General features: G+C 72.4%; 19 protein-coding genes. 6 read left to right on the forward strand and 13 right to left on the reverse strand.

The features are described from left to right. Window positions 1–333: 333 nt before the first annotated feature. Entirely contained in the window at window positions 334–876 is a 543-nt protein-coding gene (locus tag ACZ7GX_RS35980; RefSeq protein WP_498783521.1) for a DUF6630 family protein, read from the reverse strand. Between the two features lie 193 nt (window positions 877–1,069). On the opposite strand from ACZ7GX_RS35980, the gene ACZ7GX_RS35985 reads away from it, so the two are divergent. From ACZ7GX_RS35985 to ACZ7GX_RS35995, 3 genes are all read left to right on the forward strand, one after another. Beyond that, window positions 1,070–2,047 carry a cellulase family glycosylhydrolase gene (locus ACZ7GX_RS35985; protein WP_498783523.1) on the forward strand — a complete coding sequence of 326 codons (978 nt, stop codon included), beginning with the start codon at window positions 1,070–1,072 and terminating at the stop codon, window positions 2,045–2,047. Between the two features lie 86 nt (window positions 2,048–2,133). Continuing rightward, on the forward strand, window positions 2,134–3,237 hold the full coding sequence (locus ACZ7GX_RS35990; protein ID WP_498783525.1) for a histidine phosphatase family protein: 1,104 nt from the start codon (window positions 2,134–2,136) through the stop codon (window positions 3,235–3,237). 109 nt (window positions 3,238–3,346) lie between these two features. Continuing rightward, the gene (locus ACZ7GX_RS35995; RefSeq protein ID WP_498783527.1) at window positions 3,347–4,168 is read left to right on the forward strand and encodes a peptidoglycan DD-metalloendopeptidase family protein; all 822 of its coding nucleotides are present in this window, start codon (window positions 3,347–3,349) and stop codon (window positions 4,166–4,168) included. A gap of 4 nt (window positions 4,169–4,172) precedes the next feature. On the opposite strand, the gene ACZ7GX_RS36000 is transcribed toward ACZ7GX_RS35995, so the two are convergent. Beyond that, a complete protein-coding gene (locus tag ACZ7GX_RS36000; protein WP_498783572.1) occupies window positions 4,173–5,039 on the reverse strand; it encodes a LysR family transcriptional regulator in 867 nt (288 codons plus the stop codon). Between the two features lie 70 nt (window positions 5,040–5,109). Here ACZ7GX_RS36000 and ACZ7GX_RS36005 point away from each other — a divergent pair, with 70 nt between their 5' ends. Next, window positions 5,110–5,544 carry a cupin domain-containing protein gene (locus tag ACZ7GX_RS36005; RefSeq protein WP_498783529.1) on the forward strand — a complete coding sequence of 145 codons (435 nt, stop codon included), beginning with the start codon at window positions 5,110–5,112 and terminating at the stop codon, window positions 5,542–5,544. A gap of 39 nt (window positions 5,545–5,583) precedes the next feature. Here ACZ7GX_RS36005 and ACZ7GX_RS36010 read toward each other — a convergent pair whose 3' ends face one another. From ACZ7GX_RS36010 to ACZ7GX_RS36060, 11 genes are all read right to left on the reverse strand, one after another. Continuing rightward, window positions 5,584–6,327: an NPP1 family protein gene (locus ACZ7GX_RS36010; protein WP_498783531.1), complete on the reverse strand. Its 744-nt coding sequence runs from the start codon at window positions 6,325–6,327 to the stop codon at window positions 5,584–5,586. Between the two features lie 247 nt (window positions 6,328–6,574). Continuing rightward, complete coding sequence (locus ACZ7GX_RS36015; RefSeq protein ID WP_498783533.1) at window positions 6,575–7,069, reverse strand: hypothetical protein; 495 nt, start codon at window positions 7,067–7,069, stop codon at window positions 6,575–6,577. A 264-nt stretch (window positions 7,070–7,333) separates the two neighbouring features. Then, window positions 7,334–8,797: a HAMP domain-containing sensor histidine kinase gene (locus ACZ7GX_RS36020; RefSeq protein ID WP_498783535.1), complete on the reverse strand. Its 1,464-nt coding sequence runs from the start codon at window positions 8,795–8,797 to the stop codon at window positions 7,334–7,336. Further along, window positions 8,794–9,483: a response regulator transcription factor gene (locus tag ACZ7GX_RS36025; RefSeq protein WP_498783574.1), complete on the reverse strand. Its 690-nt coding sequence runs from the start codon at window positions 9,481–9,483 to the stop codon at window positions 8,794–8,796. Before ACZ7GX_RS36025 ends, ACZ7GX_RS36020 begins: the two co-directional genes overlap by 4 nt. Continuing rightward, complete coding sequence (locus ACZ7GX_RS36030; protein WP_498783537.1) at window positions 9,480–10,646, reverse strand: streptophobe family protein; 1,167 nt, start codon at window positions 10,644–10,646, stop codon at window positions 9,480–9,482. Before ACZ7GX_RS36030 ends, ACZ7GX_RS36025 begins: the two co-directional genes overlap by 4 nt. Further along, window positions 10,646–11,440, reverse strand: a complete 795-nt coding sequence (locus ACZ7GX_RS36035) for an ABC transporter permease (protein WP_498783539.1) — start codon at window positions 11,438–11,440, stop codon at window positions 10,646–10,648. The genes ACZ7GX_RS36030 and ACZ7GX_RS36035 overlap by 1 nt, the downstream gene beginning before the upstream one ends. Further along, window positions 11,437–12,345: an ABC transporter ATP-binding protein gene (locus ACZ7GX_RS36040; RefSeq protein WP_498783577.1), complete on the reverse strand. Its 909-nt coding sequence runs from the start codon at window positions 12,343–12,345 to the stop codon at window positions 11,437–11,439. Before ACZ7GX_RS36040 ends, ACZ7GX_RS36035 begins: the two co-directional genes overlap by 4 nt. Before the next feature lie 141 nt (window positions 12,346–12,486). Beyond that, entirely contained in the window at window positions 12,487–13,764 is a 1,278-nt protein-coding gene (locus ACZ7GX_RS36045) for an SGNH/GDSL hydrolase family protein (RefSeq protein ID WP_498783540.1), read from the reverse strand. Between the two features lie 66 nt (window positions 13,765–13,830). Further along, window positions 13,831–17,238, reverse strand: coding sequence for a glycosyl hydrolase 115 family protein (locus ACZ7GX_RS36050; protein WP_498783542.1), 3,408 nt, complete (start codon window positions 17,236–17,238; stop codon window positions 13,831–13,833). Next, on the reverse strand, window positions 17,235–17,597 hold the full coding sequence (locus tag ACZ7GX_RS36055) for a glycoside hydrolase family 30 beta sandwich domain-containing protein (protein WP_498783544.1): 363 nt from the start codon (window positions 17,595–17,597) through the stop codon (window positions 17,235–17,237). The genes ACZ7GX_RS36050 and ACZ7GX_RS36055 overlap by 4 nt, the downstream gene beginning before the upstream one ends. A gap of 199 nt (window positions 17,598–17,796) precedes the next feature. Then, on the reverse strand, window positions 17,797–19,056 hold the full coding sequence (locus ACZ7GX_RS36060) for a LacI family DNA-binding transcriptional regulator (protein WP_498783546.1): 1,260 nt from the start codon (window positions 19,054–19,056) through the stop codon (window positions 17,797–17,799). A gap of 249 nt (window positions 19,057–19,305) precedes the next feature. Here ACZ7GX_RS36060 and ACZ7GX_RS36065 point away from each other — a divergent pair, with 249 nt between their 5' ends. Together ACZ7GX_RS36065 and ACZ7GX_RS36070 are read left to right on the forward strand one after the other, a co-directional pair. Continuing rightward, window positions 19,306–19,866, forward strand: a complete 561-nt coding sequence (locus ACZ7GX_RS36065) for a DUF4342 domain-containing protein (RefSeq protein ID WP_498783548.1) — start codon at window positions 19,306–19,308, stop codon at window positions 19,864–19,866. A gap of 1,480 nt (window positions 19,867–21,346) precedes the next feature. Further along, complete coding sequence (locus ACZ7GX_RS36070) at window positions 21,347–24,037, forward strand: aldehyde dehydrogenase family protein (protein ID WP_498783550.1); 2,691 nt, start codon at window positions 21,347–21,349, stop codon at window positions 24,035–24,037. The last annotated feature ends 22 nt before the right edge of the window (window positions 24,038–24,059 follow it).

The following is a 24,059-nucleotide window of genomic DNA, read 5'->3' on the forward strand; positions in this document are numbered from 1 at the left end:
CGCCACCAGCACGAACGCACAGAAACCAAAGCAGCACAAGAAGACGAAGTCGACCACCCCACGACCCCGCCGAACAGGTTAAAGCTCAAGCTAGGTGGGGATGCTGCGGGTCCGTTGTGGGAGGGCTGGGTGTGGTGGACTCGGTGGGTGCGCTGCGGGTCCGTTGTGGGTGGGGGTGGGGCGGTGGATCACTCGGTTGGGCGAAGAGTGCAACCGGGGACAACCCGGATCGCATGTCTTCCGCTAGCCGGATAAAACGGCGGCCCGGCGGCGGGTACGGGTGGGCGTGAGGGTTGGTGGCTCAGAGGTTGGTGCGCTCAGGGGTTGGTGGGCTCAGGGGGTTGGGGGTGGGGCGGTGGGGTTTGGTGTGCCGAGGATGCTGGCGGTGAAGCCTGCGGTGGTGGCGAGGTCGCGCGCGGTGTTGGCGTGGGGATTAGGGAGTAGGACGAGGGGGTAGCAGTCGGACTCGATGTCGAGCACGGCGAGGGTGGTGCCGGTGGCGCGGAGTTCCGTGCCCGCACGGTCGAGGAAGTCGTAGGCCGGTTGGTTGTCCGTCAGGTCGGTGAACCAGGCCCAGGCTGTGGGGTCGGTGGGGCTGGATCGCAGGGTTCGGAGTTGGGCGATGATCTCGCCGGCCGCTTCCTTCCAGTCCACCTCGGCCAGCAGGTGGTGGTCGGTGAGGGCGTCGACCAGGGCGATCCACGCCAGCTCGGGCACGGGCTCGTCGATGCCGCGTTCGTCGAGGCGGTCGGCGTGGGTGTGGAGGTAGCCGTCGGGGTCGTCGTGGGCGTTGGTCACGCGGGCGGCGACGTCCGGGACGTCGGGGGCCAGCAGGGTGGCCAGTGCGACCAGTGCGTCCCGGGCCGTTGACGGCACGTTCGACCTCCTCGGGTGGCGGGTGGTGATCGTAGCAATGTGCTTAACCGATTCATGGTTGGTGGTGGGATGCCTCCGATCGTGCGTTGGGGGTTGACGCTTAACCGGTTAACTGATTGCATTCGCCTTCGAACGAGTTGTCCGCCGCCGGTTCGGATGTCAACGATGTCAACGACGACATGGTGAGGTAGACGTGGTCAAACGATGGGCTTTGGTGGCGGTGGCGGCGTTGCTCGCGCCGCTGCTCAGCACGCCGGCGGCGTCGGCCGCGAACGGGTTCTACGTCGGCAACGGGCGGTTGTACGACGCGAACGGCAGTGAGTTCGTGATGCGTGGGGTCAACCACGCGCACGCCTGGTACCCCGAGCGGACGTCGCAGGCGCTGGCGGACATCAAGGCGTTGGGCGCGAACAGCGTGCGGGTCGTGCTGAGCACGGGCGCGCGCTGGACGTGGACCAGCACCTCGGCGGTGTCCGCGATCGTCTCGCAGTGCAGGTCGAACCGGCTGATCTGCGTGCTCGAAGCGCACGACACCACCGGCTACGGCGAGCAGAGCGGCGCGGTGGACCTGAACAAGGCGGTGGACTACTGGCTGGGCGTCAAGAGCGCGCTCGTGGGCCAGGAGAAGTACGTCATCATCAACATCGGCAACGAGCCGTACGGCAACAACAACTACGGCAACTGGACCAACGACACCCGCAACGCCATCTCGCGCCTGCGGTCCAACGGCTTCACCCACACCCTGATGGTGGACGCGCCGAACTGGGGCCAGGACTGGTCGAACACCATGCGCAACAACGCGTCCACGGTGTTCAACGCCGACCCCCAGCGCAACACCGTCTTCTCCATCCACATGTACGGCGTGTACGACACCGCGTCGGAGGTCAGTTCCTACCTCAACGCGTTCGTCAACGCCCGGCTGCCGATCGTGGTCGGCGAGTTCGGCGACAACCACTCCGACGGCAACCCCGACGAGAACGCGATCATGGCCACGGCCCAGTCGCAGCGCATCGGCTACCTCGGCTGGTCGTGGAGCGGCAACGGCGGCGGCGTCGAGTACCTCGACATGGTCACCGGCTTCAACCGCGCCGGCCTGACCAACTGGGGCAACCGCATCTTCAACGGCGCCAACGGCATCCGGTCGACGTCCCGGCAGGCGACTGTCTACTGAGGACCGCGTCGGGGGATCGGCGACGGTCCCCCGACGTGCGGTCGCCTCACGGGTGGTGGCGGCCGGTGCGCTAGGCTCGGCGCCCGGTGACGGCCATCGACGTGAAGACGGGTGATGTGGTGGGGCGGCGGTTCGCCGTGCTGATCCGCGGCCTTCCCGGCACGGGGAAGACGACGACGGCGGCCCTGCTCAGGGACGCGCTGCCACCGTCGGTCCGCGTGTCGAACGATTCCGTCAGGTACATGGCGCACCCGCGCGACTTCACCGCCTTCACCCTGGAGGCCTCCGAACTGGCGTGCCTCGACCTCGCGCTGTCCTATTGCGACAGCGGGTTCCTGCCGGTGGTGGACGGCGTGTTCGAGGACGTCGACTTCCTGGCCGGCCAGGCGTTGCGCTTCGAACGGCGCGGCTACCAGCTGATCACGATCTCGCTGACCGCCGACGTGGCCGACCTGCTGCACCGCAACCTGCTCCGCGACCCGCTCCAGCGGATGGACGAGGCCCGGATCCACCAGCTGCACTCGGCTTTCCGGCCGGTCGGCGTGCCCCTGGAGATCCGGGGGAAGCTGCCCGAGGAAGTCTGCGACGACGTGCTCGACATCATCGAGCTCGAACGGACCGAGGGGCCCACGGTCGAGGTCGGCGGGCACGAGGTCGACCTGCTCTTCCTCCGCCACGGCGAGCCCGACCACCCGCGCGAGGGCCACCCGGACCCGTTCGGGACGGGGCTGTCCGCGCACGGCCGGGCGGAGGCGTGGGCGGCGGGCGCGGCGGTGCGGAGGTTCGTGCCGGACGTCGTGTTCAGCTCGGACTTCGCAGTGGCCTGGGACACCGCCCGGCTCGCGACCGCGGGACTGGACGTGACGGTCGAGCGCTCCGAGGCCCTGCGGGAACCGGTCCTGAACGGCGACTTGGTCGAGGTCGCGCCCGATGCGGCCCGTGCGTTGGCGTTCTTCGACGACCTGCCCGCGCGCTACGGCGGCAAGCGCGTGCTCGTGGTCGGCCACGCCGGGCCGCACTCGTGGCTGGTCGGACGGGCGCTCGGGGCGGACCTGGAGGGCGTGCGGCGACTGCGCTGGGACACCGGCTGCTTCAGCCGGTTCACGCTGTCGGCCGAGGAGACCCGGGTCGAGGCGGTGAACGTGCCGCCCGGCTCGGTGGTGCCCGGCCGGCGGCTCGGCGGCGTTTGACCCGTTCGGTCCCGTGGTCGGACCTCCGCCGCGGGCGTGCCGCCCACCCGAATGGCCGTCGGCCGAACGCACGTTGTCAGCGCGCCACCGCCGTCCCTACGTTCGGACGATGACCAACGACTGGATCGGCAGACGTGCCCTGCTGCGCGGGACGGTGGCGGCCGGTGTCGTCACCGCGTTCGGCGCGGGCGTGGCCGAGGCCGCGGTCCCGGGCTTCTACCACCCCTTCACCGGCTACCGGATCACCGGCACCTGGCAGGACCACCTCAACCGCGGTTCGCTCGGCGGCATCGACTACGGAATGGCCGTCGGCACCCGGCTGCCCGCGGCCGGCGGCGGCGTGGTGACCAACACCCCGGACAACGGCACGGGCGGCCACACCGTCACCATCCGGCACGACAACGGCTACCGCACCCAGTACCTGCACCTCTCGCAGTTCCTGCTGGCCAACGGCACGAGGGTCGGCATGGGCGGTGTGGTGGGGCTGTCCGGCGGCGCGGTCGGCGCGCCGGGATCGGGCTCGTCCACCGGACCGCACCTGCACTGGCACATGATCGACCCGGGCGGCACGCGCATCAACCCGTTGCTCTACCTCGGCAGCGGCGCCGGGCTGCCCAAGACGACCACCGAGCAGGACGGCGTCCCCGGCACCGTCCTGTGGCAGCGGGCGCAGAACTGGTTGCGCCTCGAGCAGGGGTACACCGGACCGATCGACGGCGTGCCGGGCACGAGCACGTACGCGGCGTTGCAGCGGGCGATGCGCGCGTACGGCTACGCGGGTCCGATCGATGGCGTGCCCGGTGCGCAGACGTGGGCGGCCGTGCAGCGGTTGGCGGCACGGTGGGGCTACACGGGCCCGATCGACGGGGTGATGGGCCCGAACTCGTGGCGCGGTTTCGCGCGTTTCCTCAACCAGGACAAGTACGACTGACCCGTCATCGCCCGAACGCGGCGAGCAGGTGGCGTCGCACCGGCGAGGGCGTGGCGGGCAGGACGAGCGAGGTGGTGAGGACCGGGTCGGCGAGCTGCCGGAACGCGATACCCGGTGCGGGCGGCAGGTCCGTGACCCGGTAGAGCACCGTCCACGACGGTGGTCCCGACGCGATGTCCGCCAGGGTCCGCTGGAGCGTGGTGAACGGCGGCCCGGCCGGCGGCACGGGGCCCGATGCCCGCAGCGCCGTCGTGATCAGGCCGTGGAACGGCGGGTTGTGCTCGCGGGGAGCCAGTCGCAGCGGCAGGTCGGCGAGATCGCCGAGGTGCGATTCCCGGCGGTCGGCGAGGGCGGCCGGCAGCGCCACGTGCAGCGGATCGGTCCACACCGGCACGACCGTCAGCCCCGGCGCGTCGGTCGCCGCCCGCACCAGGGCCGCGTCCAGCTCCCCGTCCCGCACGGCCGCCAGCCGCCGCGCCGGTGGCGACTGGTCCAGCCGCACCCGCAGCCCCGCGGCGTCCAGCCTGGCCAACGCGCGGTAGAGGCGTTCGCCGGCGCCGTTGACCGTGCCCAGCCGCACCACGCCCTCCGCGCCGGACGCCACCCGCGCGGCCACCTCGCGGGTGCGCCGCACGGCCGCGAGCACGGCCCGTGCCTCGGGCAGCAGCCGTTCACCGGCCGCCGAAAGCCGCACCAGGCGCCCACCGCGGTCGAACAGCGTCACGCCGAGCTCCCGCTCCAGCCGCTTGACCTGCTGGCTCACCGCCGACTGCACGATGTGCAGCCGCTGCGCCGCCCGCCCGAACCCGCCTTCGTCGACGACCGCCAGGAAGGCCTCCAACTGCCGGAACTCCACGCCCCCTCGATCCATCACGTCCGGTGATCCCCGCCATCGTCAACCGCTCCTGGTCCGCGCGTTGTTCCCGCGCTTGACTCGGGGCATGTCAACGATCACCGTCATCCCCGCCGACACCGCCGAGCTCGTGCCCCTGACCGGCGGCAGCGCGTTCCGGCTCCTGGCCGACGGCGGCGCGTTCGGCGTCAACCGGCTGACCCTCGACGTCGGCGCGGACGGCGCGAAGCCCCATTTCCACGAACGGTCCAGCGAGCTGTTCTACGTGCTCGACGGCGTGCTGGAGTTCCGGCACGGTACGACGACCACAGTGGACCGCGGCGGGCTGGTCATCGTGCCGCCGAACGTGCCGCACGCGTTCGGCGCCGCTCCGGGCCATCACGCCGACCTGCTCGTCGTCCTCACGCCCGGTGTCGAGCGGTTCGGCTACTTCCGCCACCTGGGCCGCATCGCGCGCGGCCTGGACACGTTCGACGCCCTGCGGTCGGAGCAGGACCGCTACGACGTCCACTTCACCGGGTGACGGGAACCCCGCCCGGGCGGACGGGGTTCCCGCGCCGGGTCAGGCGTTCGGGTCGAACGGGATGCCGCTCGGCTTCGCCTGCGCGAGGTTGTGGTTGAACGCGCCGTCCTTGATGGCCAGGCTCGCGCTGCCGAAGTCGGCCCTCACCAGGATGTCGCGGATGCCCGCGGGGAAGTGGTCCCAGCTGACCAGGTCCGGGTACTGCCACGTGCCGTAGTGGTTCTCCGGCTGCTCGCCCGCGCCCGCGAGGCGGAAGCAGTGCGTGCTCAGGCCGTCCTTGTGGTAGACGATCTTGGGGTGCGTGCCCTCCCAGGCGACCTGGGAACGCGGGTAGGTCGAGTACTTGCCGTGCGCGGACGTGGACACGTAGTGGGCCTGGTCGCCGCTGACCCACACGACGACGTGCTCGATGTCGTGGCGGTGGCCGCAGCAGTCCCAGCCGGCCACGGCCTGGTCCTTCTCGAAGTACAGGTCGTAGAGGTAGGCGCACCAGTTGTTGTTGCACTTGGAGCGCGAGTACGAGTTCGTGTTGTCCAGGTCGGACTGGTCGCGGCACTGGCCGTTGAGGGCGCCGGAGTTCTTCAGCCCGGTGGCCACCGCGCCGGACGGCGAGATCGCCGGTGTCGGGTAGCAGCCGTCGGTGTCGTAGTCGAACGCCGGCTGCCACTTGCCGTCGGCGGCGGCGTGGCTCGCGGGCAGGGCCTGTGGCGGCTCGGCCCACGCGGCGCCGGGTACGAGCACCGCGAGCAGAGTCGCGCCCACGAGCGCGCTCAGCAGTCTCACGGTCGTCCGCCTGGTTCGGGAAGGGGTGCGGGACGGGTCGGTCAGCTGGGCGGTCACGACGACCATGCCCTCCATCCGGTGTCGAGTGGCACGGCGGCGGAGCGGCCGGTGTCGCGGAGATCATCGGCCGGCACCGAGGTTCCCGGCCGGGGCGTGACGTCGTCAACCCGCCGATGGTCGCGGCGAGGCGAACAGGCGGCGAACATCGGCGGACCGGGTGGCGGGGGCCGCCACCCGGGTCGCGACCTCAGTTGAACGGGTTGTCGTAGAACGCGCCGCGCGAGACCGGCGTCGCGGTCGAGCCCGAGAAGTGGAGCCCTTCGTAGACCAGGCCGATGTTCTGCACGACGCCGGCGTAGGGCAGGTCGACGTTGACCACGCCGGACAGGCCGTGCCCGCCGCCGCAGGCCTCCGGCCGGTAGCCGTCCTCGCGGGAGTACCACTGGTGGAAGGCGCCGTTGACGTTGACCGTGAGCTTCGTGCTCGTGTAGCTGGACTGGCGGCACAGCGTCAGGTCCAGCCGGTAGAGGGAGTTGCCGTCGTCGAACCGGACCGTGCCGACCAGTCGGCCGACCAGCGTGGTGTAACCGCCCGAGTAACCCCTGAGCTGGATGTCCACCGGTTGCGCGGGACCGTAGGCCGCCTGTGCGGGCGTGGCCGTCAACGAGGCGCCGAGGAACACGGCGGACGTGAGGGCGAGGAAGGTGGTGAAGCGTCTGCGCAAGCCGCTGCTCCGAGACATACGAGCACTCCTTGATCAGGATGGGCCGCGCTCACCCCGGCGAACGCGGCGGCGGATGGTGGTCGGAGCAGGGTGGACGCCGAACCGCCCCGCTCACCAGCCGCTGTCCAGGCGCAACCGTGAAGTTGGCCTGTTCGCGGCAGTGGTGTGCCGCCGCCGAGAGCCTGCGGCGCTCGCACGAGTGGACCGGGTTGCGGAACGTTGCGCAAAGCCGTGCCGCGCGACCGCGTCGGGAGGCTGCTGCGCCGGGAGCGGTCCGGCGTGTCAGTCGTGGTCGAGCAGGGGCAGGGTGAGCCGGAAGCGGGCGCCTTCGCCGAGGGCCGTGTCGAGGTCGAGGTCGCCGTCGTGCGCGCGGGCGAGGGAGCGGGCGATGGCCAGGCCCAGTCCGGCGTTGGCGCCGCCCGTGCGGTTGCGGGAGTGGTCGGCGCGGTAGAAGCGGTCGAAGACGCGGGTCGCCTGCTCGGCGGTCAGGCCGGGGCCCTCGTCGGCCACCTCCAGCACGGCGCGGCCGTCCGCCGTGCCGACGCCGATGCGGACGGTGGTGCCCGGCGGGGTGTAGGTGGCGGCGTTGCCGACCAGGTTGGTGACGACCTGGCGCAGGCGGTCCTCGTCGCCGTGCACCGGGGCCGGGCCGGGTGGTCCGGCGCCGCCGGGGCCGGTCAGCTCCACCGTCCGGGACGGGTCGAGGGCGCGCAGGTCGTGCCGGGCTTCGTTGGCGAGGGTGCGCAGGTCCATCGGGGCGGGGTCGAGCTGGCCCTCGGGCGCCTCGTCCAGCCGGGCGAGCAGCAGCAGGTCCTCGGTGAGGGCGGTGAGCCGGGTGGCCTCGCGGTCGATCCGGCGCATCGCCTCGTCCACGTCGGCGCGCTCGGGCAGCGCGCCCATCCGGTAGAGCTCCGTCGAGCCTTTGATGCCGAACAGCGGCGTGCGCAGCTCGTGGCTGACGTCCGACAGGAACGCGCGCGTGCGGGCCTGCGCCGCGGCCCGGTCGGCGAAGGCCTGTTCGAGCTGGCCCAGCATGGTGTTGAGGGAGGCCGCGAGGTGCCCGACCTCCGTGGTCGGCGCGGCGAGGACGGGCACGCGCCGGGTGAGGTCGCCGTCGGCGATGGCGGCGGTGGTGTGCTCGATCCGGCGCAGGGGTCGCAGGCCGCGGCCGAGCGCGAACCAGCCGACGGCCGTCAGCAGCACGAGCAGCACGCCGCCGCCGGCCAGGCTCGTCGCGCGGAGCCGGGCGACGGTGGCGTCGGCCTCGGCGAGCGGCGCAGCGGCGATCACCGTGCCGCCCCAGCCGGTGACCGGCCGGGCCACGGCACGCCACCGCGCCGAGTCGCCCGCGGCGAGCAGGTCCACGGCGTCACCCCCGGTCGGGACGGCGTGCAGCTCGTCGGGCGAGGGCACCGTCGCGCCGGCCAGCCGGGCGGCCTGGATACCGCCCGCGGGCTCGCCGTCCGCGTCCAGGTACACCAGGTACGGCGTGCCGACCAGGTCGAGGGCCGGGTCGAGGAGGTCGGGGTGGCGGGTGGCGTCGACGGCCTCGGGCGGCCCGGTGGTCGACACGCCGGAGACGATCTCGGCGAACGAGCGCAGCTGGTCGTCGATCCGGGCGAGCTGGTAGCGCTCCAGCTGGTCGGACACGACCGCGCCGACGAGGCCCAACCCGGCCAGCAGCAGGCCCGCGGTGAGCAGCAGCAGCCTGGCCCGCAGCGAGAACCGGCCCAGCACGCGCCTCACCCCGTCGGCTCCCGCATCACGTAGCCGACGCCGTGCACGGTGTGGATCAGCTTGGGGTCCTCGACGTCGACCTTGCGCCGCAGGTAGGAGATGTAGGTGTCGACGATGCCCGCGTCGCCGCCGAAGTCGTAGCGCCACACCCGGTCGAGGATCTGCGCCTTGGACACCACGCGCCCGGCGTTCTCCATCAGGTAGCGCAGGAGCCGGAACTCGGTGGGGGAGACGCGGACGGGCCGGCCCGCCCGCGTCACCTGGTGGCCCTCGGCGTCGAGCGCGAGCGCGCCCACGGTCAGCACGCCGGCCTGGTGGCCCGAGGTGCGGCGCAGGATCGCGCGGATCCGGGCGATCAGCTCCTCCAGGTCGAACGGCTTGGTCACGTAGTCGTCCGCGCCGAGCGACAGCCCGGTGACCTTGTCGGACTGGCGGTCCCGCGCGGTGAGGAAGAGGACGGGCACCGGACCGCGGTGGCCCTCCGCGCGCCGCTCGCGCAGCCGCCGGACCACCTCGAACCCGTCCACGTCCGGCAGCATCACGTCGAGCAGCACGAGGTCGGGCGGCTCCGCGGTGGCCGCGGCGAGCGCCTCGGCGCCGGTCGCCGCGGACGTCACCCGGAAGCCGGCGAACCTCAGCGTCGCGGACAGCAGCTCGCGCACCGTGGCCTCGTCGTCCACCACCAGCAGCGTCATCGCCCGTCCCTGTCCCTCCACGCCGGCCAGGATACGGAGGCCAACCTGAGGGAACCGTCGACGAGCAGGCTGCCCGCGAAGCCCGCCGCGGCGCCGGCCACCAGCCCCAGCCCGAGCGCCGCCGGCGGGTCCGCCGCCAACCGCGCGTCCAGGACCGGGAGCGTGAACCCGAACGCGCCGATGCCCAGCTCCACCGACACGCGTGACAGCAGCGCCGACCCGGCCAGCGCCGCCCCCACCGCCGCCGCGAGCCGCGTCGAGGCGCGCGCGGCACGGCGCAGCGGCCCGCCGTCGGGACCGACGGACCGGGCGACGACGACGCCGAGAACCAGCAGCACGACCGCCGCGACCCACGTCAGCGGCCCGCCCGGCGCGGGAGGCGCGACCGCGTCCAGGACGCACGAGAGCGCGCCGTCCGAGGTCAAGGTCCACGGCACGCCCAGCCCGAGCGACACCGCGCCGAACACCACCACCGGCAGCCCGAGCAGCACCGCACCGGTCGCCGCGGCACCCCCGGACATCGACGCGACGAGCAGGCACGCGACCGTGAGCGCGACCGCCGTCCACACCACGCCCCGCACGCGCACCCGGAACCGCGTGACCAGCCAGCACACCCCGACGACCGCGAGCACCCAGCCCACCGCGCCCGCCGCCGCGGACCATACCGGCACCGCGAACCCGGCACCGAGCGCGTCGACCGACCCGCCCCGGCCGAGCGGACCCGCCGCCGGCACCCCGCAGGCGGACGCTCCGGACCCGCCGCCCGTCGCACCGCCCGGCAGCGTCACCGTTCCCCGAGCCGACCACGCCACCGCGGCCAACCCCGCCGGGAACGCCACGACCGCCGCCGCACCGCGACCGAGCAGACCGTCCCGACCGCGCAGCAGCAGCCACCCCAGCACCACCGCGCCCACCAGCGAGACACCCAGCGGCACCACCGTGACGCCACCCCGCACGGCGAACGGCAGATCACCCGACGGCACCGCGCCGAACTCCGCCGACCCGCCCGCGGCCAGGGCGACCACGGCCGCCGTCAGCCCGCCGAACGCGCCGATCCGGTCGGCGTCGAGCAGGAACAGCCCGGCCGCCGCGACTCCCGCCATGGCGGCCAGCGCCGCGACCGCCGCCACCACGCCCCGGCACACCTCCCGCAGCGCGACCATCACACGTCACGACGCCGGAAGACGACGAACGCGGCGGCCAGCACCGCGGCGACACCGAGGCACATCCCGGCCAGGTTCAGCCAGGGGTGCGGGTAGGCGGGGTCCGGCACCGTGGTGAGCACCGCGACCGCGCCCTTGCTCGGCCAGAAGTCGAACAGGCCCTGGAGCCACGACGGGAACAGCCCCGACATCGCCGGCACCAGGAACACGATCCCCACCAGCGTGGCGAGCGCGCCCGCCGTGGCACGCATGATCGTCCCGAGACCGATCGCGAGCAGCGCGATCGCCGCGAGGTAGAGCCCGCCGCCCGCCACGGCCGGCAGCACGCCCGGGTCGCCGAGCCGCGCGTGCGGCACGCCCTGCCCGGCCAGGAGCGCCTGGCCGAGCAGGAACGCGGCGAACATCAGCGCCTCGCCCGCCACCGCGGCGACGGCGGTGGCCACCGCCACCTTGGCCGCCAGCAGCCGGTGGCGGCGCGGGGTGGCGGCCAGCGACGTGCGCAGCAGGCCGGTCGCGTACTCGGAGGTGACGACCAGGATGCCGAGCACGCCGATGATCAGCTGGGCGACGATGTAGGTGGTCAGGCTGAGGTTCGTCGGGTCCCACGCCAGTCGCTCCGCGGCAGACGAGCCCGCGTACTCCGCGCCCGCCGTGCCCATCGACAGGAACGTGATGCCGAGCCCGACCCCGAACAGGCAGGCCAGGGTGTACCAGGTGGAACGCAGGCCGCGGAGCTTCACCCACTCCGCGTGCAGGGCGTGGCCGAACCGCACCCGGGTCACCAGGCCGCTCACGCCGCCGCCCCCTGGTACTCGACGCTGTCCCTGGTCAGCTCCATGAAGGCGTCCTCGAGCGAGGGCCGTTGCGGTGTCAGCTCGGTGAGCACGACCCGGTGGTAGGCGGCGAGCTTGCCGATCTCCTCGCTCGTCAGGCCGGCCACGACCAGCGACGACTCGGGACCTTCCCGCACGGTCGCGCCGGACGCGGTCAGCCGCAGCGCGAACTCGGCCGGTTCGGGCGTGCGGACGAGCACGGCGCCCTCGCCGCTGCCGCGCAGGAACTCGGCCACGCCCGTGTCGGCGATGAGCCGACCGCGGCCGATGACGACCAGGTGGTCGGCGGTCTGCGCCATCTCGCTCATGAGGTGGCTGGAGACCAGCACCGCGCGTCCCTCGCGGGCCAGGGACCGCATGAAGTCCCGGATCCAGCGGATGCCCTCGGGGTCGAGCCCGTTCACCGGCTCGTCGAAGATCAGCACGCGCGGGTCGCCCAGCAGCGCCGCCGCGATGCCGAGCCGTTGCCGCATGCCGAGCGAGAACCCGCCCGCCCGCTTGCCCGCCACGCCTTCGAGCCCGGTCCGGGCGAGCACCTCGTCGACCCGCCGCCGGGGCAGGCCGTTGCTCACGGCCAGTGCCAGCAGGTGGTCGTACGCCTTGCGGGCGCCGTGCACGGCACCCGCGTCGAGCAGCGCGCCGACCTCGGTCAGCGGCACGGGCAGGTCGCGGTAGCGGCGCCCGGCGACGGTGGCGGAACCGCTCGTGGGCGCCGCCAACCCCAGGATCACCTTCATGGTCGTGGACTTGCCCGCGCCGTTGGGCCCGAGGAACCCGGTCACCTGCCCGGCCTCGACGGTGAACGACAGGTCGTCCACCACGGTGTCGGGCCCGTACCGCTTGGTCAGGCCCTTTACCTCGATCATCGTCATGGGGCCGAGCCTGGCGCGCCTGCCTGGCCGATCCCTGGGCGCTCCTGGGAGAACCCTGGGAATCCGACGCACCCGGCCGTGCGCCGCGGACCACCGCCGCGGCGCACTCACAGGGAACACCCAGACCTGTCGGCCCTATGCGGTGGTGAGCAGGTGCGCCGGCACCGCGTCCGCCAACGCCCGGTAGCCGGCGGGGTTGAGGTGCAGGTGGTCGCCGCTGTCGTAGGCGGCCTTGAGCCTGCGCGGCTGGGCGGGGTCGCGGACCGCCTGGTCGAAGTCGATCACGGCGTCGAACCGGCCGCTGGTGCGGATCCAGGTGTTGACCGCCTGCCTGGCCTGCTCGTGGTGGCCCGCGGCGTCGTCGTAGCCGTTGCCCCCGAACGGCAGGAGCGTCGCGCCGAAGACGCGGATGCCCTGGGCCTGGGACTGGAGGATGATCTGGTCGTAGGCGTCGATCAGCTCGGCGGCGATCTGGCGCCGGCCTGCGTCGGTGGCGGGGGAGCCGCCGATGTCGTTGACGCCCTCGAAGACCACCAGCCACTCGATCCCGCTCTGGGCCAGAACGTCGCGGTCCAGGCGGGACAGCGCGGTCGGTCCCAGGCCGCCCCGCAGCACGCTGTTGCCGCCGGCGGCCTGGTTGACCACCGCGACGTCCGCCGTGTCCGGCTGGGCCTGGAGCCTGGCCAGGAGCTGGTCGGGCCAGCGGTTGTTGCCGTTGGTGGTGGAACCCCGCCCGTCGGTCAACGAGTCGCCGAGCACGACCAGGGAGGCCGTGCTCGGACCGGACAGGACCTCGACGCCGCTGAGGAAGTACCAGTGGTCGGTGGGCGTGGAGCCGGACATCGCGTCCGCGTCGACGTGGTTGCCGGCCAGCAGGTGCGAGGTGGTGCGCGAGCCGGGGTGCGAGGTGATGCCGGTGGAGGCCTGTCCCTGTGCCAGGTACGTCGTGACGGTCAGGTTCGCCTGGGCCGCGAGGGGAAAGGAGATCGGATCGGAGACCGCCTGGGCGCCCTTCTGGATGGTCGTTGACGCCTTGCCGTGGAAGGTGACGGGGCGCGACGTGCCGGGTTCGACGGCGTTGACGCCGGCCAGACCGCCGCGGGGCACGGCGACGGTGACGGCGGTGATGGGCAGTGGCGCGCCGCCGAAGGCGTTGGAGAACCGCAGCCTGAGCTGGTTGCCGCCGACGGAGACGTGCACGGTCTGGCGCAGGGTGGCGTTGGCCAGCACCACGCCGTTCTGGGTGAACGGCGCGGGTGGCATGTTGGACGACTCGGTCAACTGGGGCATCGACGCCCACGTGTGCACCCAGCGTTCGGTCGCGGTGGACGACGGCTCCGCGCCGATCGCCTGCGACGCCACCACGAGGGCCGCCGCGGCGGCCAGGCCGGTGATCGACGAAGTCCTGCTCATGATCCTCCTTCGCGCGGCCGGTCGGCGGGAACCGCAGGGGGTCCCCACCGACCGGGCGGGGCGTGATCAGCGGGTCGTGCAGGTCGGGGCGACACCGGTGCCGACGCCCGTGCCCTGGAAGCCGAACTCGGTGGACTGGCCGGCGGCCACGCGGCCGTTGTAGCTCGCGTTGGTCCACCGGACGGTGCCGGTGTCGCCGTCGCGCTGGGCGTTCCAGGCGTTGGTGACCGTTGCCCCCGGGGGGAGGGTGAGCGTCACGGTCCAGCCGTCGATGTCCGACGACCCGGCGGTGACCTCCACGGTGGCGGTGAAGCCGCCGTTCCACGAGTTCAGGGACGCGGACGCGGTGCACCCGGCCGGACTGGTCGTGGTCGTGGTGGTAGTGGTGGTGGTGCTGGTCGGTGTGGTGGTCGTCGTCGGATCGCCGGGTGTGACCCGGTGGCTCTCCGGTGGGCCGAGGTAGCTGTACTTCAGGCCCCCGGTGTCGACCACCAGCTTCTGGAGCACGGCGGTGGGGTCGACGGCCCAGAACTTCAGGGTGTGCACGCCGGGGGACGCGACGGCGAACGTGGTCGACGTGCGGTTGACGGCCTCCAGGGCGTTCAGCTCCCAGCCCTTGTTCATGGCCGTGTCGTCCGACCCCGTGGCGGTCGTGGTGTTCACCGTCTTCGGCGCCTGGTCGTCGATCGACATCGCGTACTCGACGCCGGCGCCGGGGCGGACGTTGTTGCGCGGCGACAGGTACGCCCACACCGTGACCGGTCCGGTCGTCGTCAGGTTGACCTGGTACTCCAGGCGTGCACCGTCGCCTCCCGGTGTCTGGTCGGCGGCGGTCACCGGGCTCGGCCGCATGCCCGACCCGGTGCGGCCGATGTCGGGCAGGTGCGACCACGAGACGCCGTTGCCGTCGACGGCCTTGGTGTAGTGGTCGGCCTCGATGGAGACGTAGCCGTTCGCCTCCACGAACCCCTCCGGCGGCGCGTCGGGCTTGTTCACCACCGCCTGCACGGTGACGGTGCGGCCCGCGCCGGTGACGGCGATCGGGACCGTCGTCCTCCCGGCGGGCGCCCGGGACCAGTTGACCGTGAGCGTGGCGCGGGTCTGCTTGGTGACGGTGCCACTGGCCGGGGTCGCGGTCAGCCACGGCACGGACGGCGTGATCCGGTAGGTGAACGGGCTCGTGCCCCGGTTGAACACCTCGACGTGCTGGGCGGGCTGGGTCTGGTAGGGGCTGAACTCCGGCAGCACCGGCTGCCCGGTGGCGTTGGGCCACCAGCTCAGCGAACCGTCGATCGCCACGCCCATCGACGCCGCGGACGGCACGGTGATGCGCTGCACCGCCGGGTAGATCTGGTCGGGCTCCGGCGGTTCCTGCCAGCTCGCGTTGTTGCCGTAGCGGGCCTTGTCGCCGTAGCCGAACTTGGTCTGGGTCTGCCAGCCGGTCCACTTCCCGCCGGCGAGGGTGGTGTTGTAGTGGTTGGACATCGCCACGTCGTCGGCCAGGCGCGCCTCGGCGGTCGCGGCGAGGTCGTTGGTGGCCGCCCGGCCTTGTGAGGCGTACCAGCGGTTGAGGAACTGCGCCTTGCGCAGCGCGTACAGGTTGGCGGTGGCCTTCGCCGGGTAGAGCACGAGCTGGTGGTAGGCGTCCTGGTCGGTCGCGGGCAGCGTGCGGCCCACCGCCTGGGCCTTCGCGGCCAGCGCTTGCCACTCCGCCGTGACGCGGTCCAGCTCGCCGTAGTTCTCGATGCTGTACGGGGTCATCGCGTCGTCGGTGGTGATCGCGCCGGCCGTGTCCCTGGTGTAACGCCGGTTGGTCGCTTCGGGCTTGCGGCGCGCCTGCAACTGCCCGTAGGTGTGCAGGACGTCGGCGATCGCGGGCGCGGCCTGCTCGCCGAAGTTCTGGGCGGCGTACTGGCGGGTCCACTCGGCGATGCCGTCGGCGGGGATGGCGGCGGGGATGGCGGCGGGGTTCCAGGCGTAGTCGAGGAAGAACTGGGTGGGCGCCTCCTCGTTCTTCAGGTCTCCGACGTTGACCACCCACAGCCGGTCGATGCCGCTCTGGTACGACAGGTCGAGCTGTTCACGGGTGTTGGCCAGGTTGATCGTGTCGACCCACTTGTAGTTGCGCCCGCCGCCCACGTAGTCGAAGTGGTAGTACAAGCCGTACCCGCCCGCTCGGGGCGCGAGCGCGGGGTCCGGGACCTTGCGCATGTTGCCCCAGTTGTCGTCCGCGAACACCACCGTGACGTCGTCGGGCGGGCGCAGGCCGCGGTCCCAGTAGCGCTGGACCTCCTTGTAGAGCGTGAAGACCTGCGGGATCCGGTCGAGCGGCGTGCTGCTCTCGCGGTCGAGGATCTGGCGTTGGCTCGCGATGATGCTCCGCATGAGTTCGACGCCGTCGCCGTCCGGCAGGCTGGTGTCGCCCTCACCGCGCATGCCCAGGGTCACGACGCCCTCGAACTTCTCCCGCTCCATGCGCTTGATGCCGTCGGCCCAGTAGTTCTGCACGGCGGTGGCGTTGCGCACGAAGCTCCACTCGCCGTTGCCGCCGTAGCGGGTCGGGTTGCGCTTCCACTCCTCGATGCCGCGCATCATCGGCGCCTCGTGCGAGGTGCCCATCACGACGCCGTACCGGGTGGCGGTGGCGTGGTTGGCGGGATCGTCCTCGGCGAACGCCCGGCCCCACACCGCCGGCCAGAGGTAGTTGGCCTTGAGCCGCAACATGGCCTCGAAGACCTTCTCGTAGTACAGGCGGTTCAGCCCGCCGGGCTGGCCGGGCGCGAGGCCGGGGCCGAACGTCGCCCGTGCCCACCGACCGGTGGAGGGGTTCTCGTCGTTGATGAACACGCCCCGGTACTTCACCGCCGGCGTGCCCTGCGAGTGGCTGCCCGGCCGTACGTACAACGCGCTGTGCTTGCGGGCCGGCACGTCGTCGAAGTAGTGCCACGGCGACACCCCGATCCGCCGCGACACGTCGTAGACGCCGAAGATCGTGCCCCGCTGGTCGCTGCCCGCGATCACCAGCGCCCGGCTCACCCCCGCCACGGGGTTCTCGACCACCTGTTGCAGCGACGTCTCCCACTTGCCCCGGATCCGGGCGACGTCGAGCTTCCCGGCGGACACCAACCCGTCGATCAGCGCGCTGCGGCCGAGCGTGCCGACCAGCACCGCTTCACCGGACGTCGGCGTGCCCGTGGAGACGGTCGGCCGCACGCCGGTGACGCGCTCCACGTCGGTGCGCAGGTCGTCCACCACCCGCACCACGCCCGGGAAGTCGCCACCGCTCACGAACAGCGGCGCGGCCCGGCCGTTCGCGGCGAGCGCGAACCCGCCGTCCACCGGGGCGAACGAGACGTAGTCGCCTTCGGCGGCGGCCGACGCGTCCGGCGCGCGGGCGGTCATCACGACCGCCGGCGCCACCGCCGCGACGACGACCAGGCCGAGGATCGCGGACACGACTGGTGAGCGGCTCATGAGCGGACCTCGTAGGTGACCGGGGAACGAGCGGGGATGGTGGAGGTGAGCGCGCCGCCGCTGGTGGTGATCGGGGTCTGCGCCGCGGTGTTGTTCGAGCCGTTGGTGAGGTGCGGCACGGCCTGCGTGCTCATGCCCGTGACGGGCACGGAGACGGCCGAGCAGGTGGTGTTCAGCGCCACGACGGCAGGCGAGCCGTCCGCGTTGCGGAACGCCTGGGAGAAGCCGAAGCCGTCGATGCGCTGGTAGGTGGTCGCGGCGTTCACCGTGACGGCGGTGGCCGCCGAGGCGACCGGCGCCGCGCTCACCGCCACGACCGGTGCCGCGGCGACGGCGGGCAGCCGTCGCCGTTGGAACATCCTCTGGAACATCGTCGTCCCTCCGAGTCGCTCCCGCCCGTTGCGGAAGTTAGGGACGCGGAGCGGGGGAGGGCAACCAGGGCGAACGCGCGCGAACGCCGGACGAGCGGACGTGTCCGCAGGTCGAAAGCTTTCGATCAACTGTGGAAACGCTTCGGAACTTCACTCGTTCGGCGCAGCACGATTTCGCTATGTGGACTCACTTCGGCGGCGCGGTGCTGTCGCGGACGATGAGGGTGGTGGCCAGCTCGACCCGGGCCTGGTCGGGCGTCCGGCCCGCGGCCAGGGTCAGCACCAGCTCGGCGGCGGCGGCGCCCATCTCGACCATCGGCTGCCGCACGGTGGTCATCGGCGGCCCGCACCAGCGCACGGCCGGTATGTCGTCGAAGCCGACCACGCTGAGGTCCTCGGGCACGCGCAGGCCCGCCTGCCGGGCCGCCTCGTAGACGCCGAGCGCCTGGAGGTCGTTGCCGCACAGCACGGCGGTGGGCGGGTCGGGCAGCCGCAGCAGCTCGCGGGCGTGGATGAACCCCTCCTCGAAGGCGAACCACTGCCCGATGCGCACCAACCGCTCGTCCAGCGGCATCCCGTGCTCGGCCATCGCCGCCCGGATGCCGCCGAGCCTGGCCCGCGCGCACATCCGCTCGGGCGGGCCGGCGATGACGGCGATGCGCCGGTGGCCGAGGGAGAGCAGGTGCCTGGCCGCCGCGATGCCGCCGCTCCAGTTGGCCGCGCCGACCGACGGCACCGAGTGCTCCGGCTCGCCGGTCGGGTCCAGCGCCACCAGCGGGATGCCGCTCGTGGCCAGCAGGCCGTGCTGCTCGCTGGTGAAGCCGAGGTGCACGACGACCACGCCCAACGGCTGCCGCGACAGCAGGTCGTGCGCCCAGGACCGGCCGGTCGCCGACTGGCGCGCGGCGTCGGTGAAGCCCACGGCCAGCCGGTGCGCGCCCGCGACCCGCTCCACGCCGTGCATGACCTCGACCGCCAGGTAGCTCTGCATGCCGAAGAAGACGACCTCCACGTTCGGCGCCCGCACGACCGCCTCCGGTCGACGGTAGCCGTGCTCGCGCAGCGCCGCCTCCACCCGCCGCCGGGTCGTCGCCGCCACGCCCGGACGCCCGTTGAGCACCTTCGACACCGTCGGCGCGGACACGCCGGCCAGTCGGGCGACCGCCGCGACGGTCAGCTCGCCACGCCGGCGCCCGCGCGGACGCGCGTTCGCCCGGGGCCGCTCCTTGGCCTGCGGGTTCCGCATCGCGTCCACCTCGTCGAGCAGCCGGGTCCGGACCGCCTCCGCCTCGCGGTCGGCCGCCGGACCGGCGGGCACCGTCTCGGTCAGGTAGCGCCGCTTGCCCGATCCGGGGTCGACCCCGGCGTACACCCGCACCCGCAACGACCCGCTCGGCAGTCGTTCGACCTCGCCACGCGCCTGGCGCCGTGCACCGGGAGTTCCCATGGAGCCACCGTACCGAAAAGATAGCTCCACGGCGACCGGCAATTAGCTCCACGAAGCCGCGGTACTCTCCGCGCGGCCGGGCGTGCGGTGACATCGCCGGCGACGCCCGGCGCTTCCTGTGCGGCGGGTGGCGGTGTCCACTTCGGACACGACGCCGGTTGTCCGGACACCGTGGTGAGGGCCGTTCAAGCGACGCGACTGGATCTGGACGACCGGCACGCGGGAGGATGGTCGGCGAAGGGGGTAGACATGACGGAGCAGGGTGATCGTCAGGCGCCGGGTGTCGAGGCGTTGACGGACAAGATCAGGCAGCTCGTGCACGAGGGCAACACGCGCCGGGTGGTCGTGCGCAACGGCAAGGGCGAGCCGGTGCTGGACATCCCGGTGACGGCCGGCGTGGTGGCCGCGGTGGCCGCGCCGATGGTGACGGCCGTGGCGGCGTTCGCGGCTCTGGCGGGCCCGTGGTCGGTCGGCGTGGAGCGCCCGGAACCCACCGCGCCCACTGACGGCGACCCGGGCACGACCGCCAGTGCCACCACCGACACCGAGACTGGCACCGCTGCCGCCGACGCCGGCACGACCGCCGGCGGCACCGCCGACACTGATACCGCCGCCGCTGCCGGGACCGACACCGCCGGCACCGGCACTGCCGCCGACGAAGTCCCGGCCGAAGCCGGGACCGCCGGCACCGGCACAACCGCCGACCGCGAGGCCGGCACCAGCGCCGACGCCGGCACCGACTCGGGCACCGCCGGCACTGCCGCCGAAGGCGACACCGGTACCGGCACCGTGCCGCCCGTCAAGGGCTGAGGTTCGACCCAGGGGCGACCCTGGACCGCGGAGGCGGTGGGTGCGCGATGCGGCCCACCGCCTCTCTGCATTCCCGGGCCCGCCTCTCCGCATTCCCGGGTCTGGCCGGCCCTGTCGGCGTGGCCACCGGGCAGGTGTTCCACCGCGAATGCGGCCGAGGAAAGCCGGCTGGTCGGCCCGGACCCCCGTCGAGCGGCAGGAAGCGGCGGCAGCTCGTTCTTCCGGTGAGGTGGGCACGGTCCGGTCGCTACACACGCGACCCCGAGTGCTTGGTGCGGTGGAGCAACCGTGGGGTGCGTCCGATGTGGAGGTCCACAACGGACGACGGCGGCAGGTCGGTCATCGGCAGTCACCTCGTGGCGGCGAGGACGGTGGCGGGTCTCATTTGACCGGTCAAACCGGGCAAGTCTGGCGCGCGCCGGAGCGCCGCGTCAACCGAAGTGCTGCGGGGACACGGAGCCGGCCGTCCTTTTCGGCCTCCGCGCTTCGGAGGTGCGCAGGTCGGTGGCCGGGCGGATCCGGTGTGCCGTCTCGATCGGTGCGCGCGTCGGTCCACTGCACTCTGTGGACAACCTGTCGGTCGAGTTAACGTGAAGATCGTCCGGCTGCCCACCGGTCCCACCGTCTATACGTCATCTATATCTCCATGTTACGGCGGTACTGGAACGTGCCGGAAGTTCATGGGTGTTCACCGGGCCCTTTGGCTCGATTTGACACCCGATCAAGGGGTCGCTAGCTTGCCGCGCCGAACAATGTGAACAGCGTTCTCGTTCAGGGTTTTGAGACGGATTTGTCAGCGTGCTGCGCCGATCGGCTGATTGTGATCGACCGACCTCGTTGCCAAGGTGGTCGGTGCTGAGGAACGGGAACGACTCGATACCTGTTGGAGATTGACGAGCCCGTCCGACGATCAGCCACCTCCGGGATCCGCGCAGATCAGGGAGGTGTCGGCACGCCCTCCAGTACTGGAACGGCGTGCGCAGTACTGTGACGCGTGGTCCGCCGGCCGCGCGCGAACTTCCATCGAGGACAACGGCAGTGAATACGATCTCCTGTCCCAGGGGCCCGTTCGCCGCCGTTCCCGGGTTATTCGGGAACGCGGCGCGCGGGGCGGACAAACGTGAGGCGGGCACTACCGGCGGTAACTCGGGTGGCGCGGTCGACACCGCGCCACCGGGCGTCACGCCGAGTCGTGCCCAGCGGTTGCGCCCGTGGCACGTGTCGCGCCCGACACGTGGGCCACGTGCGGCGCGGCCCTTCTCCTAGCGCCCCCGCGCGAATTCCGGCACCCCGCGTGCGGTCGCGGGTTAAATGTGTCCGAAAGCCTCGGCTCACGTTCTGGTTCGTGAGCCGCCCACGCCTGTCCGGGCGGTATTGACGAATGCGGTCCCGCACGGGGTTTTCGCGTGCCGCCGGACCGGGTCCATTCCGCGTCAACGCCCCGGTGGGTGTCCGATGAACGAGGAACGAGGGCAGAGCCATGCTTGTGAACGAACACGGCGGGGAAACACCCCTGGCCCACGTCGCCGAACGCTGCCACGCGCTCATCGGCGTGCTGCGCGAGCGCGGGGTCGGCGACGGCGACCGGGTCGTGCTGTCGGCGCGCAACTCCGACGACTTCGTGGTGCTCCTGTTCGCGCTGATGGAGCTGGGCGTCTCGGTCGGCCTGGTCGACCCGGGCCTGCCACCCGCGCAGTCCGCCGAGCACGTGGTCGACTCCGGCGCCCGCTGGTTCGTCACCGACGCCGACCAGGCCGACCCCGCGTTCGACCGCATCGCGGCCGGCCTGCTCGACCTGCGCGGCCTGGTGAAGACCGCCCGCGACGTGCCGGTGGCCGAGGTCCCCGAGCTGACCTTCGCCAAGTGGGGCCGCCGGCGTGACGCGCTCGTGGTCTGGAGTTCCGGCAGTTCCGGCAAACCCAAGGGCGTCGTGCGCTCCGGCGCCTCCGTGCTGCGCAACGTCGAGCGCACCCAGGCGCGCATGGGCTACGTCGAGTCCGACGTGCTGCTGCCGCTGCTGCCCTTCACCCACCAGTACGGGCTGTCCATGCTGCTGCTGTGGTGGAACGCCCGCGCCACGCTCGTCATCGCGCCGAGCAGGCGCGTCGACCAGGCGTTGGACGTGATCGCCCGGCAGCGCGTGACGGTCGTGGACGCCGTGCCCGCCACCTACGACACGATGCTGCGCGTCGTCGCCCGTCGCGACACCCGCGACCTGGGTTCGGTGCGCATGTGGTGCGTCGGCGGCGAACCGCTGCGCGACGAGCTGCGCACCCGCTTCGAGACCCGCTTCGACGCCACGCTGCTGGACGGCTACGGCAGCAGCGAGGCCGGCAACGTCGCGCTGTCCTCGACCGAGGACCCGACCTACTGCGGCACGCCGTTGGACGGCGTCGCGGTGGAGGTGCGCGACCCGCTGGGGAACCCGGTGCCGGCGGGCGAGATCGGCGAGGTCGTGGTCCGCACCCCCGACATCATGGTCGGCCTGCTCGAACCCGGCGGACGCGTCCGCGAGGTGGAGCGGCAGGAGTTCCACACCCGCGACATCGGCTACCTCACGCCCGCCGGGCAGCTGCGGGTGCTGGGCCGCAAGTCCGCCGTGCACCGCTTCGGCCACACGCTCTACCCGGACGCCATCGCCGAGAAGGCCGGCGCGTGCGGCGCGCCCGTGCGCGTGATCCCGGTCGAGGACGAGCAGCGCGGGACCCAGCTCGTGTTCGTGATCACCGACCCGGCCGAGCAGCCCGTGGCGCACTGGAAGCGCGCGGTGTCCCGGTTCGTCGCCGCGCACGAGCAGCCCAACCGCGTGGTCGTGCTCAAGGAGCTGCCGCTCAACGGCAACGGCAAGGTCGACCTCCAGGCGCTGCGGGACATCGCCGCCTCGACGGTGGCGCTCGAAGGCGTCAAGGGCGTCTTCCCCCGCGTGCACGGCGACGCCGACCCGTCGGCCATCCCGTTCCCCGACCGGCTGGCCCGGCTCACCGATCTCGCCCAGCTGCTGCGCGAACGCCGCACCGAGGTGATGTCCCTGCTCACGCAGGTGATGAGCTACAAGACCGCGTACGGCGAGATCGACGCCTCGATCGCCGCCCTGGAGGGCGCCGCGGCCGAGATCGCCCGGTACCGGCCGCCCGCGATCGGCCAGATCGGCGTGCTGATGCCGTCGAACATCCCGCTCTACAGCTACGTGCTGTACCTGGCGATCCCCAGCCTCTACAGCGAACGCGTCGTGTTCCGGCCGTCGCGGCGCATCGCCGACCAGCTGCTCAAGCTGCACGAGCTGCTGTCCGGGGTGCACCACCTGCCGATCGTGCTCGACGACAGCGACCAGCGGGAGTTCCTGGAGGGCGAGGGCGCGCGCTCGGACGTGCTCGTGTTCACCGGCACGTTCAACAACGCCGAGAAGATCCGCGCCGGGCTGCGCCGCGACCAGCTGTTCCTCTACTTCGGCCAGGGCGTGAACCCGTTCGTGGTGGGCGCGGACGCCGACATCCCCAAGGCCGTCGACGGCCTGCTGCGCGTGCGGATGCTGAACTCCGGCCAGGACTGCTTCGGCCCGGACGTGGTGTTCGTGCACACCTCGATCAGCGCCCAGTTCTGCAACCTGCTGTGCCGCCGGGTGGACAACCTGCGCTACGGCCGGTTCGACGACCCGAACGCCGACTACAGCCACATGTTCTACCTCGACGCGTTCGACGCCTCGCTGGACTACCTGCGGTCGGGTCGCGAGCACCTCGCGGCGGGCGGCGAGGTCAACTTCGTGGACGACCACCTCAGCCCCACCGTGCTGATCCGACCGGCCGACACCAGGATCACCCCGCCCGAGCTGTTCGCGCCGATCTTCAACGTGGTGCCGTTCACCTCGACGGACTGGCTGCACCCGATGCTCGACCACCAGTACTTCCAGGAACGGGCCATGGCCGCCACGGTCTACGGCGACCTGCCCGACACCGTCGAGCTGCTGCGCCGGCGGCACACGGTCAGCGTGAACGAGACCGTGATCGACATCGAGGACGGCAACGCGCCGTTCGGCGGCACGGGCATCCGCGCCAACTACGCCGCCTACGGCCGCAAGCGCCACGCCGAGCCGCTGCTGATCTCGAAGGCGGTCGCGGACCACCTCGGGTCCGACCGCTTGGCCGCGTCCGACGCCACCGGCCGCACGGCCTGACGGCCGCCGAACAGATGGGTGT

Source organism: Actinosynnema sp. NPDC037264, assembly GCF_055603705.1.

Excerpts from the sequence above, each read along its gene's own strand:
- ACZ7GX_RS35995 (WP_498783527.1), top strand. The coding sequence starts at position 3,347 with ATGACCAACGACTGGATCGGCAGACGTGCCCTGCTGCGCGGGACGGTG.
- ACZ7GX_RS36000 (WP_498783572.1), bottom strand. The coding sequence starts at position 5,039 with ATGGATCGAGGGGGCGTGGAGTTCCGGCAGTTGGAGGCCTTCCTGGCG.
- ACZ7GX_RS36005 (WP_498783529.1), top strand. The coding sequence starts at position 5,110 with ATGTCAACGATCACCGTCATCCCCGCCGACACCGCCGAGCTCGTGCCC.
- ACZ7GX_RS36015 (WP_498783533.1), bottom strand. The coding sequence starts at position 7,069 with ATGTCTCGGAGCAGCGGCTTGCGCAGACGCTTCACCACCTTCCTCGCC.
- ACZ7GX_RS36025 (WP_498783574.1), bottom strand. The coding sequence starts at position 9,483 with ATGACGCTGCTGGTGGTGGACGACGAGGCCACGGTGCGCGAGCTGCTG.
- ACZ7GX_RS36030 (WP_498783537.1), bottom strand. The coding sequence starts at position 10,646 with ATGGTCGCGCTGCGGGAGGTGTGCCGGGGCGTGGTGGCGGCGGTCGCG.
- ACZ7GX_RS36040 (WP_498783577.1), bottom strand. The coding sequence starts at position 12,345 with ATGATCGAGGTAAAGGGCCTGACCAAGCGGTACGGGCCCGACACCGTG.
- ACZ7GX_RS36045 (WP_498783540.1), bottom strand. The coding sequence starts at position 13,764 with ATGAGCAGGACTTCGTCGATCACCGGCCTGGCCGCCGCGGCGGCCCTC.
- ACZ7GX_RS36050 (WP_498783542.1), bottom strand. The coding sequence starts at position 17,238 with ATGAGCCGCTCACCAGTCGTGTCCGCGATCCTCGGCCTGGTCGTCGTC.
- ACZ7GX_RS36055 (WP_498783544.1), bottom strand. The coding sequence starts at position 17,597 with ATGTTCCAACGGCGACGGCTGCCCGCCGTCGCCGCGGCACCGGTCGTG.
- ACZ7GX_RS36060 (WP_498783546.1), bottom strand. The coding sequence starts at position 19,056 with ATGGGAACTCCCGGTGCACGGCGCCAGGCGCGTGGCGAGGTCGAACGA.
- ACZ7GX_RS36065 (WP_498783548.1), top strand. The coding sequence starts at position 19,306 with ATGACGGAGCAGGGTGATCGTCAGGCGCCGGGTGTCGAGGCGTTGACG.
- ACZ7GX_RS36070 (WP_498783550.1), top strand. The coding sequence starts at position 21,347 with ATGCTTGTGAACGAACACGGCGGGGAAACACCCCTGGCCCACGTCGCC.